Genomic DNA, 14,457 nt, shown 5'->3' with positions numbered 1-14,457 from the left:
CGGCCTACTCGCGGCAGAGGATGCCCGACTGGAAGAACGTCGCGCTGAGCTCGTCGACCGTGCGGCCGGCCGTCCACTGGACGTAGACGTTGTAGGCGGCGAGGTCGGGGTCGGTGAACGTGAGCATCTGGAACGGCTCGCCGCTGCCCGGGTAGAGCGCCTGGGTGAACTGGCCGAGCGTCTCGCCCTCGGTGCAGTACCAGGTGGTGATCAGCTGGTTGTTGCCGAAGTTGAAGCTGGCGAAGATCCGCGTGACGGTCGCCGCGTCGGGGAAGCGGTTGAGCGAGACCTCGATGCCGTTGTCGAAGGTGCAGAGGATCCGCTCGACGGCCTCGGTGCCGGTCGCGTCGAGGAACGCGCAGGTGTGCGGCGCGACCGGCCCGTCGAGGGAGCGGTCGGCCGCGGGCGGCACCAGCTGCGGGAGGAAGTCGGCCAGCGGCTGCATGCCGGCCCAGGGGGCGACCACGGCCACCGTCGTGCTCGACGTGCGGCCGCCCTCGCCGTTCGCGTCGACCGCGACGACCTCGTAGCTCAGCCGCCCCACCTCGGCCTCGGGATCGGTGTACGTCGTCTCGGTGACGCGGCCGAGCCGCTCGCCCTCGCGCAGCACCTCGTAGTGCTCCGCGCCGGGGACCTCCGTCCAGTCCAGCGTCACGGTGAGGCCGTCGACCGCGGGCGGGGACAGCCGGGGCGCGGCGAGGGCGGCGACCACCTCGCCGAAGGAGGCCCGCTCGGAGCGCTCGCCGTCGGCGGCGACGGCGGCGACCTCGTAGAGGTAGCCGATCCCGCCGTCGACGGTCGCGTCGGTGTAGCCGGGGGACTCCGTGTCGGCGAGGCGCGCCCCGTCCCGGTAGACCTCGTAGTGGTCGGCCCCGGGGACGGCGTCCCAGTCGAGCCGGACCGCGCCCTCGGCCGTCGAGGGGTCCAGCCCGCCCGGGGCCCGGAGCCCGCCGGACACGAGCAGCAGCGTGGTGACGGTCGCGACGAGCGCGAGCACCAGCAGGCCGACGCCGACCAGGAGACCGCGGCGGCGGCGCGGCGGCCGTCCCGGGGCCTGGGCGAAGCGCTGCCACGGGGGCGGGGGGACGGCGCCGGGCGGGCCCTGCGGCGGGCCCTGCGGCGCACCCTGCGGCGGGCCCTGCGGTGGCGGTCCTGCGGGACGGGCGGGGGGCGGCGGGGCGTCGGTCCGGGCCGCGGCGGCGAGGGGGTGCGCGGGCGGGACGTCGCGGGGCAGCTGGAGCGATGTCGCGGGCGCGGCGGCCGGGCGGACGACCGCGGCGGGCAGCGGCGGCGGCGGTGGGGGAGCGGCGGACCGGTGCAGCGCCTCGGCCAGCTCGCCGCAGGTGGCGTAGCGCAGCCCGGGCTCGGCGGCCATCGCCCGGCGGACGACGGCGCCCACGGCCTCGGGCAGGTCGGGCCGCCTGGCCGCCAGGTCGGGGACCTCGCCGCGGATCTTGGCCGCGTAGAGCGCCTCGATGCCGAGGTCGGCGAACGGGCGCTCGCCGGTGAGCAGCTCGTAGAGCACCACGCCGAGGGCGTAGACGTCGGTGCGGGCGTCGACCGCGCGGCCCTCCAGCTGCTCGACCGGGGCGTAGGCCATCGTGGCGACGAAGGAGCCCGCCTGCGTCAGGTGCGTGTGGCCGGTGACCGAGGCGATGCCGAAGTCGGTGAGCATGACCCGCTCACCGCTGCCGGTGCCGGTGGGGGCCAGGAGGATGTTGTCGGGCTTGACGTCGCGGTGCACCAGCCCGTGGGCGTGGGCGTGGTCGAGCGCGTCGGCCACCGCGGTGACCACGGCGACGGTCCGCCGCAGCGACATCGGGCCGTGGGTGCGCAGCTCCGCGGCAGCGTCCGTGCCGCGCACGTACTGCATGCTGATCCAGAGCTGGTCGCCCTCCATGCCCCGGTCGTAGACCGCGACGATCGAGGGGTGGCTCAGCCGGGCGGCGGCATCGGCCTCCCGCTCGAAGCGGCCGACGTAGGTGGCCTCGGAGGAGAGCGCGGGGTGCAGCACCTTGAGCGCGTCGTGCCGCGGCAGCCGCGGGTGGCGCGCGAGGTAGACGGCACCCATGCCGCCCTCGCCGATCAGCCCCTCGATCCGGTAGCCGGCGAAGACGGCGCCGGTGGTCAGCACGACGTCACTCCTCCCGCTTCCCGCTCGGCCCCGGGTCCGAGCTGGGACAGGGGCACGGGGATGATCCCCCACGGAGGGCGTTCGCGGTGCGGGTTCGTCCCGCGTCGTTTCAGCACCGTCCGGCGGGGAAGCACCAGCCGGGACGGCGCCCAGCGCGGGGCGCCGGATCGGGAGGTGCCCGCGTGAAGATCGCCAAGGACGAGCTGGTCCGCATGCTCCGGACCGAGGGGGACAACGAGACCGCCGACAAGGCGGAGAGCTCGCTGCCCGACGAGGTCGACACCGACGGGGACGCCGGTGCGCTCGAGTCGATCGGCCTGGACCGCTCCACCCTGCAGGCCAAGCTGGCCGGCGGCTCGCTCGGGGGCACGCTCGCGCCCTGACGTCCCGCCGGCTCAGCGGCGGCGGCCGAGGCCGACGGCGAGGTCGACCAGCTCGAGCACCAGCTCGCGGTCGACGTCGTCCTCGTCGACCACCTCGAGGTACCGCACGGTGCGCAGCCCCTCGCCGCGCAGCCGGCCCTCCGGGTCGGGCAGCTCGGCGCCGCGCTCGAGCACGAGCCGGACGCGGTCGGCGAGCGGGAACAGGCCCGCCACGTAGCCGGCGGTGGGGTGGCGGTAGTTGAGGCTGTGCCAGCCCGGCCGCACCCGCTCGGTCAGCTCGGGGTGGCCCTCGAGCAGAACCCGCCGCAGTTCCAGCGCCGTCCGTGCGACGCCGTCGGTGTGCTCGTCGAGCAGCTGCTGCACCTCGGGAGGGACGGTCACCGGGGGAGTGTGACCGGCCCTCCCGACAGGATCACCCGGCGTAGGGGCGCTCGCGCTCCAGCTCCTCGCGGGCCACCGAACGGATGTGCACGGCGTCCGGACCGTCGACGATGCGCAGCGTGCGGGCACTGGCCCACATCCGCGCCAGGCGGGTGTCGTCGCTGACGCCGGCGCCGCCGTGCACCTGGATGGCGCGGTCGATGACGTCGAGGCACACCTTGGGCGCGGCCACCTTGATGGCGGCGATCTCGGTGCGGGCACCCTTGGCGCCGAACTTGTCGATCAGGTCGGCGGCCTTGAGCACGTAGAGCCGGGCCTGGTCGATCTCGATCCGCGACAGCGCGATCTGCTCGCGCACGGTGCCCTGCTCGGCCAGCGGGCGACCGAAGGCCACCCGCGCCTTCGACCGCTCCACCATCAGCGCCAGGGCGCGCTCGGCCATGCCGATCGCCCGCATGCAGTGGTGGATGCGCCCGGGACCGAGCCGCGCCTGGGCGATCATGAAGCCGTCGCCCTCGCCGGACAGGATGTTGGAGACCGGGACGCGGACGTCGGTGAACCGCAGCTCGCTGTGCCCGTGCTGGTCCTGGTAGCCGAAGACCGGCAGGTGCCGCACGATCTCCACGCCGGGGGTGTCGCGGGGCACGAGCACCATCGACTGCTGCCGGTGGGGCGGGCCGTCGGGGTCGGTCTTGCCCATGACGATGAAGATCTGGCAGCGCTCGTCGGCGGCGCCGGTCGTCCACCACTTGCGGCCGTTGATCACGTACTCGTCGCCGTCGCGGACGATCGAGGTCTGGATGTTGCGGGCGTCCGAGGAGGCCACGTCCGGCTCGGTCATCGCGAAGCCGGAGCGGATCTCGCCCTCCAGCAGCGGGGCCAGCCAGCGCTGCTTGTGCTCCTCGGTGCCGAAGAGCATGAGGGTCTCCATGTTGCCGGTGTCCGGCGCACCGCAGTTGGTGACCTCGGGGGCGATGACCGGCGACCAGCCCATGATCTCGGCGACCGAGGCGTACTCGAGGTTGGTCAGGCCGCCGAGCTCGTGGTGGAAGAGGTTCCACAGGCCGCGCCGGCGGGCCTCGGCCTTGAGCTCCTCCAGGACCGGGGGGTGCTCGTGGTTGTCGTGGCCGCGGGCGGCGCGCCACTCGTCGTAGACGGGCTCGGCGGGGAAGACCTGCTCCCGCATGAAGTCCCACATGCGGCCGCAGACGTCTTCGGCGCGTGCCGACAGGGCGAAGTCCATTCCCGGAACGTAGCCGCCCCTGTGAGCTCCGTCGCGGCGGGGTGGCCCGCCGCATCAGCGCCCGGGCGGCTCGTCGGGCGGGCGCAGCTCGTCGGCGCAGTCGCACCACCAGCAGACGGCGAGCGGCGAGGCGATGAGCAGGACCAGACCGACGGCGCCGACCACCACGGGCCCGAGCACGACGGCGGCGGCGACGACGGCAGCTGCGAGCAGCCCGGCGACGACGAGCGACCAGCCGGGCGGTCCGGTGCGGCCGCCCGGCGGAGCGGACGCCGCCTCGGCCGCGGTGAGCACCGGCCGGCCCGCCGGCGCGGGTCCGGCGCGCAGCAGCGCGGCGAGGCGGGGGTCGTCGCGCTCCAGCGCGTCGCCCAGTGAGCGGAGGACGTGTTCGTCGTCCATGGCCGCCGTCCCTCGGGTCGGTCGGACCGCCCGGCGGTCCGTCGCTGCGCCGTTCCCCGTCAGCGGCGGTTCACACCTGGACCCGGCCCGGTCCCGCGGACGTTCCCGTCGCGGTACCGGCCGGCTCCGGTCGGCTCAGGCACGCAGCGAGTGGCCGCCCACCGCACTGCGCACCGGGCCGAGGGCGATCGCGGCGCCCAGCAGCGCGGTGACCAGGTGCAGGATGTTGTCGGCCCAGTTGAGGGCGAGGAAGTCCCAGTCCTCGCCGACGGCGAACAGGCCGTAGACGAAGGCCGCCCCGTAGCCGGCCGCCAGCAGCCAGCCGTAGGTGCGGGCGCCGGCGAGCGTCCGGGACAGCACCAGGCCGGCGATGCCGATGACCAGGTGGACGATGTTGTGGAGCGGGTTGATCATGAACCCGATCAACGTCTCGCCGGTGTGCGCGGCGAAGTCGTCGAAGCCGGTCACGAAGAACCCGATGATGCCGATCAGCGTGTAGATCGCGCCGATCACGAGGGCGGCGATCTGCGGCCAGGTCAGGCCGCGGGCGGAGGTGGTGCGGTCGGTGGACATCCGTGTCCTCCAGGTTCGGGGTGCGCGTGGTTCACGCGCCTCCAACGGTCCGCGCGACGGCGCCGTCGTCAAGACCTTGCGGAACGGTGCGATCCGGTCGTGACCGTCCGCCACCCGGACGCACCCGAGGCCGGGTCCCCGGACGGGGACCCGGCCTCGGGGGAGGAGCCGGTGATCAGACCCGGCGGCTGTCCACCGCGGTCCGGACGGGCGCCAGCGCGATGACCAGGCCCACGAGCGCGGTGGCGAGGTGCAGCACGTTGTCGGCCCAGTTCAGGTTGAGGAAGTCCCAGTCCTGCCCGACGGCGAAGACGCCGTAGAGGAAGGCGGCCCCGTAGCCGAGCGCCAGCAGCCAGCCGTACGTGCGTGCACCGGCCAGGGTGCGGGCGAGCAGGAGGCCGGCGATGCCGATCACGATGTGCACGATGTTGTGCAGCGGGTTGATCATGAACCCGAGCAGGTGCTCGTCCTGGCCGTGACCGGCGAAGTCGTCGAAGCCGGTGATGAAGAAGCCGATGATGCCGATCAGCAGGTACACGGCTCCGAAAGCCAGTGCCAGCATCTGCGGCCAGGTCATGCCCCGGCGGTCTGCGCCGGTGTTGCCCGCCGAAGCGGCCATGGTGTCCTCCAAGACGTTCTGCAACCCCGCCGCTGTCTCGACGGATCCGGTGCGTCCGATACCCAGGCGGTGCCATCTGCAACCGATGTCACCTGTCCGGGTGGGGCGCAACCGAGCGCCCCGCACCCGGTGTTCGGGAGCGGGGCGCGGGGCGGTTCGCTCAGGCCTGGGCGGGCCGGGGGGTGCGCCTGGGGCGGCGGACGACGAACGGGCCGATGGCGAGCAGGTCGACCGGGGCGGAACCGAAGCACTCCAGCGCGTCGCGCGGGTCGTCGACCATGGGCCGGCCGGCCGTGTTCAGGCTGGTGTTGACGACGACGGGCAGGCCGGTGCGCCGCTCGAAGGCCGAGATCATGCGGTGCACGAGCGGCTCGGTCTCCGGGTCGATGGTCTGGATCCGCGCCGTCCCGTCGACGTGCGTGACGGTGGGGATGCGGTCCTTCCACTCGGGTGCGACGTCGTGGACGAACAGCATGTAGGGGGAGGGGATGGGGCCGCGGCTGAAGATCTCGGGGGCCCGCTCGAGCAGCACCATCGGGGCGACGGGGCGGAACTGCTCGCGGCCCTTGACGTCGTTCATCCGCTCGAGGTTGGCCTCGAAGCCGGGGTGGGCGAGCAGGGACCGGTGGCCGAGGGCGCGGGGGCCGTACTCGCTGCGGCCCTGGAACCAGGCGACGATGCCGTTGTCGGCGAGGACCTCGGCCACGGCCTCGGCGACGTCGTCGGGCCGCTCGTAGTCGATGGCGGCGGTGTCGAGCCACTTCTGGATCTCGTCGTCGCTCCAGCCGCGGCCCAGCGCCGCGCCCGGCATGGGCTCGGTGCGCTCGCCGAGCTCGTGGGCCACGTGCAGGGCGGCGCCCAGGGCGGTGCCGGCGTCGCCGGCGGCGGGCTGGACCCACACGTCGTCGAACGGCGTCTCGGCGAGGATCCGGGTGTTCGCGACGCAGTTGAGCGCCGTGCCGCCGGCCATGGTCAGCGCCTTGTCGCCGGTCTGCTCGTGCACCCAGCGGGCCAGCTCGACGAGCACCTCCTCCAGCCGCGTCTGGACGCTGGCGGCCAGGTCGGCGTGGTCCTCGGTCCACTGCTCGTCCTTGCCGAGGCGCGGGGCGAACTCGGAGAAGTCGATCTTCTCGGTGACGAAGCCGCCGTCGCCGGTGGCGCGGATCAGCTCGGACAGCTCGCCGAGGAAGCGCGGTTTGCCGTAGGAGGCCATGGCCATGACCTTGAACTCGTCGGAGCTGCGCAGGAAACCGAGGTGGTCGGTGAGCTCCTCGTACATCAGGCCGAGGGAGTGGGGGAGCGCCTGGCCGGCGAGGACCTCCAGCCGGCCGTCGACGTAGCGGCCGGCGAGGTGGCTGTGCGCCTCACCGCGGCCGTCGAGGACGAGGACGGCGTTGTCGCGCTGCGGGGCGGCGAGGCCGGCGGAGGCGGCGTGGGCGACGTGGTGCTTGACGAAGCGGACCTTCGCCGGGTCGAGGCCGGGCAGGGCGTGGGCGAGGAAGTCCGGCGCCATCTCGGCGTACTTCTTGCGCATGGTGTCGCCGTCGTCGAACAGCCCGGTCTCCTCGGGGGTGACCATCAGCGCCGGGTCGAAGGAGTAGGCGACGGCGTCGAGCTCCTCCGGGCGGATGCCGGCCTCCTTGAGGCACCAGGCGGCCGAGAGCTCGGGCAGCTCCCAGGCGCTCCACGGGAGGGGGCGCTTGCCGTGCTTGCGCCGGCTGAACCGCTCCTCCTCGGCCGCCGCCACGACCCTGCCGTCGACGACGAGCGCCGCCGCCGGGTCGTGGTAGATGGCGTTGATGCCCAGGACCTTCACGCGGGGACTCCTCTCGGCCGGGCCCTGCGCCCGGTCCTGTTCCAGATGATCAAGGCTGGCCGGTCACCCTGCAGGGTGAGCGCCCGAACGGGTGACGGTCAGGCGGGCCGGGCCTTGAGCAGGCCGTGCTCGGTGACCGCGGCGAGGCCGAGGGTCTTGTAGCCGACCTCGTCGAAGAGGACGACGAGGCGGTCGTCCTCCACGCGCATGACGACGCCGGCGCCCCACTCGGAGTGCTCGACGGGGGTCTCGACGGGGAAGGGGGTCTCGTCGTCCTCGGGCTGCTGCTGGGAGAGGCCGGCGGAGCAGTTGTCGCAGTTGCCGCAGGGCTCCTCGAGCTGCTCGCCGAAGTAGCCGAGGAGGAACTGGCGGCGGCACTCGGTGGTCTCGGCGTAGCCGCGCATCATCTCGACGCGGCTCTGGTCGACCCGTTCGTGGTGCTCGGCGAGCTCGTGCGCGGCGGCCGCGGCCTCGGACGGCTTCGGCGCGCCCTCGGCGGGGTGGGCGGCGCCGTCCTCGTCGAGCACGACGGCGGAGACCTGCTCGAGGAGGTTGAGGTCGCGGGCGAGGGGCGTCGCGGCGCGGCCGGTCTCCTCGCGCAGCGCCTTGACGTCGACGCCGTCCTCGATGCCGGCGGCCTCGGCCGCCGCGACCAGGCCGGCGACCTGCTGCAACTCCTCCTCGGGGGGGATGCCGGCGGCGAAGAACCGGCGCAGTCCGAGGTCCTCCTGGCGGTAGACGAGGACGGCGAGCGCGGGCTGCCCGTCGCGGCCGGCGCGGCCGATCTCCTGGTAGTAGCTGTCGATCGAGTCGGCGGGTTCGGCGTGGACGACGAAGCGGACGTCGGGCTTGTCGATGCCCATGCCGAAGGCGGTGGTGGCGACGACGACGTCGAGCCCGTCGGCCATGAAGGCTTCCTGCGTCTCCTCGCGCTCGGAGGCGCGCAGACCGGCGTGGTACGGGCGGGCGCGCAGGCCGCGCTCGGTGAGGGCCTCGGCGAGCTCCTCGGTGCCCTTGCGGGTGGCGCTGTAGACGATGCCCGGCTTCTGCCCGTCGCCGACCTGGTCGAGGACGCGGTCGAGGACGGCCTGGTGCTTGCCGTGGGCGTCGGCGTGCTGGTCGACCTCGAGGCGGATCTCGGGGCGGTCGAAGCCGGCGACGACGACCTCGGGGTCTCGCATCTCGAGCCGCTCGACGATCTCGGCGCGGACCGGGGGTGCGGCGGTGGCGGTGAGGGCGAGCACGGTCGGGTGGCCGAGCTGCTCGATGACGCCGCCCAGGCGCAGGTAGTCGGGGCGGAAGTCGTGGCCCCAGGCGCTGACGCAGTGGGCCTCGTCGACGACGAAGAGCGCCGGACCGGCGTCGCGGACGGCGTCGACGACGTCGGGCTTGGTGAGCTGCTCGGGGGCGAGGAAGACGAAGCGGACCGTTCCGTCCCCCAGTCCGGCGAGGACCTCGCGCTGCTCCCCCGCGGGCAGGCTGCTGTTGAGCTGGGCGGCGCGGCCGACGCGCTCCTCGCCCAGCTCCACGAGCCGGTCGACCTGGTCGCGCTGCAGGGCGATCAGCGGCGAGACGACGACGACCGGGCCGTCGAGCAGCTGGCCGGCGACCTGGTAGATCGACGACTTCCCGGCGCCGGACGGGAGGACGGCGAGGGTGTCGCGGCGGGCGGCGACCGACTGCATGGCCCGCTCCTGGCCGGGGCGGAAGTCGTCGTAGCCGAGGACGTCGCGGGTGATCTCCCGGATCCGGCGGGTGCGGACCGACGCGGAGTTCCCGGCGGGGTTGTCGTCGTCGTCACGTCGGCGTGGGGGCACCGGCTCAGGCTGCCCGGCCCCCTCCGGTGGCAAACGGTGCGCCTCGCCACCTGCCGGGCCACCCGCCGGCGTTCCCGCGGGAACGCGTCAGAGGCTGACGGCCACGGTGGCCGCGAGCTCGCGGACCGCCTCCAGGTCGTCCTTGCCCGGGCTGCCGGTGAGGCTCAGCGGCGCGGCGACCTGCTTCCAGCGCAGCGCCCCGGTGATCTTCTGGACGGCGGTCAGCGCGCCGGCGGTGTCGTCGTTGCCGTGCACGTAGACGCCGTAGGGGAGGCCGACGGTGGCCTCGAGGCAGGGGTAGTAGACGGTGTCGAAGAAGTGCTTGAGCGCACCGGACATGTAGCCGATGTTCGCCGGCGTGCCGAGCAGGACGCCGTCGGCCTCGAGCAGGTCGGCCGCGCCCGCCGACAGCGCCGGGCGCAGGGCGAGCTCGACCTCCTCGACCATCGCGGCGCCCTCCTTCGCGGCCTCGAGAACGGCCTGCATGGCGGGGGAGGGCGTGTGGTGGACGACGAGCAGCCGGGGCACCTGCGCATCATCGCGCCCCGGGTGCGGAGGGCGTTCCCGCGGGAACGCCCGGTCAGCCGGCCGGCGGGACGCAGGCCTCGGCGGCGAGGCGGCGGAGCAGGTCGCGGTTGCCCATGAGGACGCCGACCGCGTAGCGCACGTCCAGGGGGTCGTAGCGGTCCTGGATGGTCTCCGGCAGGTCCGGTGCGCCGTGGGGGAAGAGGGTGGCGTCGAGCCGGGCGCGCAGAGCGGCGGGCCCGGGTCTAGGAGATGTGCCCCGGTGCGGCGGGATGCCGGGCCGGGCGCCGGCTCGGGCGCTGCCGGCCCGCGCGTTCCCGGGTCGCCTGCTGCCGGGTCGCCTGCTGCCGGGGCGCCCGCTGTCGGGTCGGGGAGCGGGACGGCGTGGCGCGAGGGCGGGCCGGTGGGGTCGCCGCCGCGCTCGGCGACGGGGTGCAGCCCCGGCGGCCTCGGTGGTCGGTACCTCGGCGGGCAGGGCGTCGGCGGACGGTGCCTCGGTGGGCGGTGCGTCGGCGGACGGTGCCTCGGTGGGCGGTGCGTCGGTGGGCGGTGCGTCGGTGGGCCGGCGGCCGGGCGTCGTGTCGAAGGGGGCGATGCCGGCGAACGCGCGGTCGGTGGCCGGATCGGTGGACTCCAGGCCGGTGAGACCGCCGGCGAAGGTGGCGTCCGCGGTGCCCCACACGCGCCGGCCGTCCGGGGCGGTGACCACCAGGCGGCCGCTCTGCCGGCTCATGACCAGGTCCTCGTCGTGGACCAGGCCGTGGTCGGTGTCGCAGAGCAGGACCAGGTTCGCCAGGTCGGTGCGGCCGCCGTGCAGCCAGTGCCGCACGTGGTGGGCGTGCAGCCGTTCCACGCGGGACTCGGGGCAGCCGGGCCGGATGCAGCCGCCGTCGCGGCGCAGCAGCGCCCGGCGCTGGGCCTTGGTCGCCAGCCGCTTCCGCCGGCCCACGGCGAGCGGTTCGCGGCCGCTGGAGATCATCGCGACGACGGTGGCCTCGCACAGCAGCCGGCGGGCCGTGGCGCCGGTGATCGCCGGGCCGCCCTCGAAGTACGCCCGTCCGGCGGCGGTGTCGTCGGCGAGCACCGCGGCGTCGGCGTGCACGACGACCTCCCGCCGCGGTGGGTCGCCGGGACAGCGGTCGAGGTCGACGCGGGCCCGGCTGAGGGAGCAGAGCGCGGCGACCCGGCGGGCGGTGGTGCGCTCGCGGGCCAGGCCGACCGCGGTGTCCTCGGCGCAGCGCTCCTCGACCTCCCGGTCGACGGTGCCGCCGGCGGCGCGGGCCTGCTCGTGCCGCGCCCGGGCCCTGCTGTTCTGCGCCCGCTCGCGGCGGGCCTCGCGCTCGGCCAAGGAGTCGATGGCGGTCATCAGGGCCGCTCCGTCGTCGGCGCGGCCACGCACCCGCAGGGTGAAGAACCCGTCGCCGTCGGTGGAGTACTCGAAGACGAGGTCGTTCTCCGGGTGGTGCACCGCGGGGAAGCGGGGCCTGCCGTCGGCACCGGTGTCGGGGTGGTCGGAGTGGGGATCGGCCCGGCGCCAGGCACGGGCGAATCGCTCGACCTGGCTGGCGGTGGCGTCGATCGCGAACTCCAGCAGCGAGGCCTCCGTGTCCGGGGCGGCGACGCGGGTGATCGCGCGGACCTTGGAGTAGGATAGCCGGCCGGCGGCGAACGCACCCTCGATCCGGGGCAGCTCGCGCAGGGCCCGGGCGACTCGGACGTGCTCGCGTGCGGCGCCGGGGCCGAGGCCGCACTGCCAGGCCAGCCAGTGCGCGCAGGACTTGATGCCGACGCCGTGCCAGCCGCCGCGCTCGTCGAACTCGGCCACCAGCCGCAGCCAGGCGGCGCTGGCCGCGGCCAACCGCACGGCTCCGGACGTGATCGCCCAGGCGAGCTCCTTGAGGAGCGAGCCGGACGGGTGCTCGGCGACGACGTCATCGCCCGCGCTGATCGAATGCATGTTCGAACCGTAGTCCTCGCGGCTGACAGAAACCGCAGGTCAGATCAATAGAACTGATGGCCGAGGGTGTGCTGGCGCCGGGGGTGGTCGGACACGCCCGACGCGCCGATCGACGCCGCGGGACGTTCCCGCGGGAACGTCCCGCGGAACCGGAGCGTCAGCGGAGGGAGGACCGCCGGGTGCCGACGTCGGCGCGGTCGGCGGCGGCCTGGCCGGCGAACCAGCCGCCGCCGTCGACCGAAGCCCGGCTGCGGCTGCGGCTGCTGCGCACGCGCGGGAAGAGCTCCGTGAACGCCGACTCGACCGCCGCATGGCGGCTGCGCAGCACCGGCAGCAGATCGACCCCCTTCTCGGCGGCCGCTTCTGCGGTGGCCTGCTGCCGAGCCCTCGTCAGCCGCTCCCCGATCCGGTGCGCGTACCCGAGCAGGAACGCCCGGCGGAACGAGCGCGACGCCGACCGGCGCCCTGCCCGGCGCTCGGCCGCGGCCAGCGCCTGCGCGACCTGGAGCAGCAGCGAGGTGAAGAGCAGCTCCACGGCGTCCAGGTCGGCGGGCATCCCGACCAGGTTGGCGATGCCCAGCGAGCGGTACCAGACCAGCCGCACGTCGTTGGCCTCCGCGACCGCGCCGAGCAGCTGCATCTTCGCCCGCACGTACGGGTCGTCGACGTGCACCCGCCGGGTGCCCACCCCGGCCGGCGCGGGACCCGCGCCGGCGTCCAGCAGCGCGGCGCTCACCGCGTGGCGGGCCATCAGCTCCTGAGCCTTGGCGGTCAGCGCCTCGGCCTCCTCGGGGAACTCCGTCGACTCCGCCTTCGCCAGCAGTCCCCGGATCCGCCGCAGCACCCGGGCGTCGTCCGCCGCCGGCGCATCCACCGCGGCACGGGCCGCCGGCCACCGGGACGGCGGCGGCACCAGCTGGTCGATGCGGGCGGCACCGCTCAGCAGGCCGACGAGCCGGAGCACGATCCGCCACGCCTCGGCGGCCGGTCGCCGGTGGGCCCGCTGCCAGGCGCCGACGACGTCGGGCGCCCCGGGCGGCAGGGCACCGAGGTCGTGCAGTTGCGCGAGCCACGTGTCCGGCGCCCGCCGCTCGGCGTCGCTGCGCCGGGCGTGCTCGCCGATCAGGGCCACGGCGAGCGGCACGGAGGCCGTCGTCGCCTCCCGGCGGGCGGCGTGCACCAGGTCGGCCGGCTGCCAGCCGCGTTCCCACGCCTCGTCCAGCGCCGCCGCCAGCGCGCGGGTCGCGATACCGCCGGGGTCGACGCTCGGGTGGTGGACCGCCAGCGCGTCGGCCAGCTCCTGCGCCACCCCGGCATCGCCGAGCACGCCGTTGCGGTTGCGGAGGAGCTCTGCCAGCCAGGCGTCGTCGAACACGCCGGCCATGCTGCCCCGCCCGGGCCAGACCACCGGAGCACGAGCTGTGGACGGCGGGGCGTCGTCCACAGGCGGAGGTCCGTCGTGCCGGGCGCGGCTCGGCGGGACCATGAGCGCCCCGTCGTCCCCCGGGATCGGGAGCTGCCATGAGCGAGACCACCAGCCTGCGGCGCCTGAGCGGACTGCCGGAGACCCCGGCGTCGTGGCGGGACCAGACCCTCGTGCTGGTCGACTGCCAGAACACCTACACCCGCGGGGTGCTGGAGCTGGACGGCGTGCAGAAGGCGCTCGACCAGGTCGAGGAGCTCCTCGACCGGGCGCGCAGCGCCGGGATCCCCGTGATCCACCTCCAGCACGACGCCGGTCCGGGATCGCCCTACGACGTGCGGGCCGAGATCGGCGCCATCGTCGACCGGGTGGCCCCGCGGGGCGACGAGCCCGTGGTCGTGAAGGACCGCCCGAACGCCTTCGTCGGCACCGACCTGGAGGCCCGGTGCGCGGCCTCGGGCCGGGACGTCCTGCTCGCCGGCTTCATGACGCACATGTGCATCAACTCCACCGCGCGCGGGGCCTTCAGCCTGGGGTACCGGCCGACGGTGGTGGCCTCGGCGACCGCCACGCGGGACCTGCCCGGGCCCGAGGGCGCCGTCCCGGCCGCCGCGGTCCAGACGGTGAGCCTGGCCGCGATCGCCGACCTGTTCGGGCTGGTCGTGCCCGACGGCCGGGCGATCCCGGACTGAGCAGGAGGCGGCGGGCCTCCCCGTCTAGGGTCTGGCCGTGGCCGCCTCCTACCGCATCGCCGAGGCCGCGGAGCTGCTCGGCGTCAGCGACGACACGGTGCGCCGCTGGATCGACAGCAACCGGCTCCCCGTGCGCCGGGAGGGCGGTGGCCCGGCCCGCGTCGACGGCGCCGACCTGGCCCGCGTGGCCGCCCAGCTGCACGAGGCGCCCGACCCCGGCACCACCCGGTCGTCGTCCGCCCGCAACCGGCTGACCGGCATCGTCACCCGCGTCCTCCGCGACACCGTCATGGCGCAGGTCGAGATCCAGGCCGGGCCCTTCCGGCTCGTCTCGCTCATGTCCCGGGAGGCCGCCGACGAGCTCGGCCTCGAGGTCGGCGTGCGCGCCGTCGCCACCGTCAAGGCCACGCAGGTGAGCGTCGACATCCCCTAGCCACTTGCGCAGCTGCGGAGGCTGGTGATCCCCTGTTCCGCACCCGCGGAACAGGAGGACGT

At 74.9% G+C, this 14,457-nt stretch carries 14 protein-coding genes; 3 read left to right on the top strand and 11 right to left on the bottom strand.

All coding sequences use genetic code 11. The annotated features are described in order from the left end of the window. Positions 1–4 precede the first annotated feature (4 nt). Positions 5–2,134: a protein kinase domain-containing protein gene (locus ACI8AF_RS04210; RefSeq protein WP_456538414.1), complete on the bottom strand. Its 2,130-nt coding sequence runs from the start codon at positions 2,132–2,134 to the stop codon at positions 5–7. 182 nt (positions 2,135–2,316) lie between these two features. Here ACI8AF_RS04210 and ACI8AF_RS04205 point away from each other — a divergent pair, with 182 nt between their 5' ends. Next, positions 2,317–2,517, top strand: coding sequence for a hypothetical protein (locus ACI8AF_RS04205; RefSeq protein ID WP_456538413.1), 201 nt, complete (start codon positions 2,317–2,319; stop codon positions 2,515–2,517). 12 nt (positions 2,518–2,529) lie between these two features. On the opposite strand, the gene ACI8AF_RS04200 is transcribed toward ACI8AF_RS04205, so the two are convergent. From ACI8AF_RS04200 to ACI8AF_RS04155, 10 genes are all read right to left on the bottom strand, one after another. Then, positions 2,530–2,898, bottom strand: coding sequence for a DUF1801 domain-containing protein (locus ACI8AF_RS04200; RefSeq protein WP_456538412.1), 369 nt, complete (start codon positions 2,896–2,898; stop codon positions 2,530–2,532). A gap of 31 nt (positions 2,899–2,929) precedes the next feature. After that, a complete protein-coding gene (locus ACI8AF_RS04195) occupies positions 2,930–4,141 on the bottom strand; it encodes an acyl-CoA dehydrogenase family protein (RefSeq protein ID WP_456538411.1) in 1,212 nt (403 codons plus the stop codon). Positions 4,142–4,195: 54 nt separating this feature from the next. Further along, positions 4,196–4,540 (bottom strand): hypothetical protein, encoded by a 345-nt coding sequence (locus ACI8AF_RS04190; RefSeq protein WP_456538410.1) that lies wholly within the window; start codon positions 4,538–4,540, stop codon positions 4,196–4,198. A gap of 135 nt (positions 4,541–4,675) precedes the next feature. Further along, positions 4,676–5,113: a DUF4383 domain-containing protein gene (locus ACI8AF_RS04185; RefSeq protein ID WP_456538409.1), complete on the bottom strand. Its 438-nt coding sequence runs from the start codon at positions 5,111–5,113 to the stop codon at positions 4,676–4,678. A 175-nt stretch (positions 5,114–5,288) separates the two neighbouring features. Next, a complete protein-coding gene (locus ACI8AF_RS04180; RefSeq protein ID WP_456538408.1) occupies positions 5,289–5,732 on the bottom strand; it encodes a DUF4383 domain-containing protein in 444 nt (147 codons plus the stop codon). Between the two features lie 160 nt (positions 5,733–5,892). Next, positions 5,893–7,548, bottom strand: a complete 1,656-nt coding sequence (locus tag ACI8AF_RS04175; RefSeq protein ID WP_456538407.1) for a carbamoyltransferase family protein — start codon at positions 7,546–7,548, stop codon at positions 5,893–5,895. 98 nt (positions 7,549–7,646) lie between these two features. Then, positions 7,647–9,365, bottom strand: a complete 1,719-nt coding sequence (locus ACI8AF_RS04170) for a RecQ family ATP-dependent DNA helicase (protein WP_456538406.1) — start codon at positions 9,363–9,365, stop codon at positions 7,647–7,649. A gap of 87 nt (positions 9,366–9,452) precedes the next feature. Beyond that, the gene (locus ACI8AF_RS04165) at positions 9,453–9,893 is read right to left on the bottom strand and encodes a flavodoxin family protein (protein ID WP_456538405.1); all 441 of its coding nucleotides are present in this window, start codon (positions 9,891–9,893) and stop codon (positions 9,453–9,455) included. 52 nt (positions 9,894–9,945) lie between these two features. After that, positions 9,946–11,847 carry a DUF222 domain-containing protein gene (locus ACI8AF_RS04160; protein WP_456538404.1) on the bottom strand — a complete coding sequence of 634 codons (1,902 nt, stop codon included), beginning with the start codon at positions 11,845–11,847 and terminating at the stop codon, positions 9,946–9,948. A gap of 157 nt (positions 11,848–12,004) precedes the next feature. Continuing rightward, positions 12,005–13,222 carry a DUF2786 domain-containing protein gene (locus tag ACI8AF_RS04155; protein WP_456538403.1) on the bottom strand — a complete coding sequence of 406 codons (1,218 nt, stop codon included), beginning with the start codon at positions 13,220–13,222 and terminating at the stop codon, positions 12,005–12,007. Positions 13,223–13,368: 146 nt separating this feature from the next. Between ACI8AF_RS04155 and ACI8AF_RS04150 the strand changes: the two genes are divergently transcribed. Next, the gene (locus ACI8AF_RS04150; RefSeq protein WP_456538402.1) at positions 13,369–13,962 is read left to right on the top strand and encodes a cysteine hydrolase family protein; all 594 of its coding nucleotides are present in this window, start codon (positions 13,369–13,371) and stop codon (positions 13,960–13,962) included. A 37-nt stretch (positions 13,963–13,999) separates the two neighbouring features. Then, positions 14,000–14,395 carry a TOBE domain-containing protein gene (locus ACI8AF_RS04145; protein WP_456538401.1) on the top strand — a complete coding sequence of 132 codons (396 nt, stop codon included), beginning with the start codon at positions 14,000–14,002 and terminating at the stop codon, positions 14,393–14,395. Positions 14,396–14,457: the final 62 nt, after the last annotated feature.

The sequence above is a fragment of the Blastococcus sp. SYSU D00669 genome, assembly GCF_054050715.1.
The sequence above is the reverse complement of the archived record's forward strand: the minus strand, read 5'-3'. Positions and strand labels throughout refer to the sequence as shown.

Bases quoted from the DNA above. Each gene is read 5' to 3' on its own strand.
- ACI8AF_RS04195 (WP_456538411.1), bottom strand. From the start codon at position 4,141: ATGGACTTCGCCCTGTCGGCACGCGCCGAAGACGTCTGCGGCCGCATG.
- ACI8AF_RS04190 (WP_456538410.1), bottom strand. From the start codon at position 4,540: ATGGACGACGAACACGTCCTCCGCTCACTGGGCGACGCGCTGGAGCGC.
- ACI8AF_RS04185 (WP_456538409.1), bottom strand. From the start codon at position 5,113: ATGTCCACCGACCGCACCACCTCCGCCCGCGGCCTGACCTGGCCGCAG.
- ACI8AF_RS04180 (WP_456538408.1), bottom strand. From the start codon at position 5,732: ATGGCCGCTTCGGCGGGCAACACCGGCGCAGACCGCCGGGGCATGACC.
- ACI8AF_RS04160 (WP_456538404.1), bottom strand. From the start codon at position 11,847: ATGCATTCGATCAGCGCGGGCGATGACGTCGTCGCCGAGCACCCGTCC.
- ACI8AF_RS04150 (WP_456538402.1), top strand. From the start codon at position 13,369: ATGAGCGAGACCACCAGCCTGCGGCGCCTGAGCGGACTGCCGGAGACC.